2 protein-coding genes and 1 pseudogene are annotated in these 2,047 nt (G+C 55.4%); all 3 read left to right on the forward strand.

From position 1 onward, the window contains the following. The first annotated feature begins 207 nt into the window (after window positions 1-207). Entirely contained in the window at window positions 208-1,011 is an 804-nt protein-coding gene (gene aph(3'')-Ib / locus ACOTWU_RS25160; RefSeq protein WP_001082319.1) for an aminoglycoside O-phosphotransferase APH(3'')-Ib, read from the forward strand. After that, window positions 1,011-1,847 carry an aminoglycoside O-phosphotransferase APH(6)-Id gene (locus tag ACOTWU_RS25165; protein ID WP_000480968.1) on the forward strand — a complete coding sequence of 279 codons (837 nt, stop codon included), beginning with the start codon at window positions 1,011-1,013 and terminating at the stop codon, window positions 1,845-1,847. The genes aph(3'')-Ib and ACOTWU_RS25165 overlap by 1 nt, the downstream gene beginning before the upstream one ends. Before the next feature lie 106 nt (window positions 1,848-1,953). Further along, window positions 1,954-2,047 (forward strand): annotated as a pseudogene (locus ACOTWU_RS25170) (IS6 family transposase); the annotation flags it as partial.

Genomic DNA, 2,047 nt, shown 5'->3' on the forward strand with positions numbered 1-2,047 from the left:
AGAACCTTGACCGAACGCAGCGGTGGTAACGGCGCAGTGGCGGTTTTCATGGCTTGTTATGACTGTTTTTTTGTACAGTCTATGCCTCGGGCATCAAGGCGAGCTCAGAGACCATGGAAAGCATGTTCTCGGACTTACGTAGCAACTCGTTTCTTTTCGCAGGTTGAGCCACCTCCGCGCTTCATCAGAAAACTGAAGGAACCTCCATTGAATCGAACTAATATTTTTTTTGGTGAATCGCATTCTGACTGGTTGCCTGTCAGAGGCGGAGAATCTGGTGATTTTGTTTTTCGACGTGGTGACGGGCATGCCTTCGCGAAAATCGCACCTGCTTCCCGCCGCGGTGAGCTCGCTGGAGAGCGTGACCGCCTCATTTGGCTCAAAGGTCGAGGTGTGGCTTGCCCCGAGGTGATCAACTGGCAGGAGGAACAGGAGGGTGCATGCTTGGTGATAACGGCAATTCCGGGAGTACCGGCGGCTGATCTGTCTGGAGCGGATTTGCTCAAAGCGTGGCCGTCAATGGGGCAGCAACTTGGCGCTGTTCACAGCCTATCGGTTGATCAATGTCCGTTTGAGCGCAGGCTGTCGCGAATGTTCGGACGCGCCGTTGATGTGGTGTCCCGCAATGCCGTCAATCCCGACTTCTTACCGGACGAGGACAAGAGTACGCCGCAGCTCGATCTTTTGGCTCGTGTCGAACGAGAGCTACCGGTGCGGCTCGACCAAGAGCGCACCGATATGGTTGTTTGCCATGGTGATCCCTGCATGCCGAACTTCATGGTGGACCCTAAAACTCTTCAATGCACGGGTCTGATCGACCTTGGGCGGCTCGGAACAGCAGATCGCTATGCCGATTTGGCACTCATGATTGCTAACGCCGAAGAGAACTGGGCAGCGCCAGATGAAGCAGAGCGCGCCTTCGCTGTCCTATTCAATGTATTGGGGATCGAAGCCCCCGACCGCGAACGCCTTGCCTTCTATCTGCGATTGGACCCTCTGACTTGGGGTTGATGTTCATGCCGCCTGTTTTTCCTGCTCATTGGCACGTTTCGCAACCTGTTCTCATTGCGGACACCTTTTCCAGCCTCGTTTGGAAAGTTTCATTGCCAGACGGGACTCCTGCAATCGTCAAGGGATTGAAACCTATAGAAGACATTGCTGATGAACTGCGCGGGGCCGACTATCTGGTATGGCGCAATGGGAGGGGAGCAGTCCGGTTGCTCGGTCGTGAGAACAATCTGATGTTGCTCGAATATGCCGGGGAGCGAATGCTCTCTCACATCGTTGCCGAGCACGGCGACTACCAGGCGACCGAAATTGCAGCGGAACTAATGGCGAAGCTGTATGCCGCATCTGAGGAACCCCTGCCTTCTGCCCTTCTCCCGATCCGGGATCGCTTTGCAGCTTTGTTTCAGCGGGCGCGCGATGATCAAAACGCAGGTTGTCAAACTGACTACGTCCACGCGGCGATTATAGCCGATCAAATGATGAGCAATGCCTCGGAACTGCGTGGGCTACATGGCGATCTGCATCATGAAAACATCATGTTCTCCAGTCGCGGCTGGCTGGTGATAGATCCCGTCGGTCTGGTCGGTGAAGTGGGCTTTGGCGCCGCCAATATGTTCTACGATCCGGCTGACAGAGACGACCTTTGTCTCGATCCTAGACGCATTGCACAGATGGCGGACGCATTCTCTCGTGCGCTGGACGTCGATCCGCGTCGCCTGCTCGACCAGGCGTACGCTTATGGGTGCCTTTCCGCAGCTTGGAACGCGGATGGAGAAGAGGAGCAACGCGATCTAGCTATCGCGGCCGCGATCAAGCAGGTGCGACAGACGTCATACTAGATATCAAGCGACTTCTCCTATCCCCTGGGAACACATCAATCTTACCGGAGAATATCGTTGGCCAAAGCCTTAGCGTAGGATTTCGCCCTCTCCCGCAAACGACCCCTATGGTGCAGCGATCACCGAATTGAAGCGCGAAGGAAAGCTGGACCGGGAGACGGCCCACCGGCAGGTGAAGTATCTCAATAACGTGATCGAGG

Origin of the sequence: Enterobacter cloacae complex sp. GYL001, assembly GCF_049237125.1 — a bacterium.
Lineage (GTDB): Bacteria > Pseudomonadota > Gammaproteobacteria > Enterobacterales > Enterobacteriaceae > Enterobacter > Enterobacter hormaechei_C.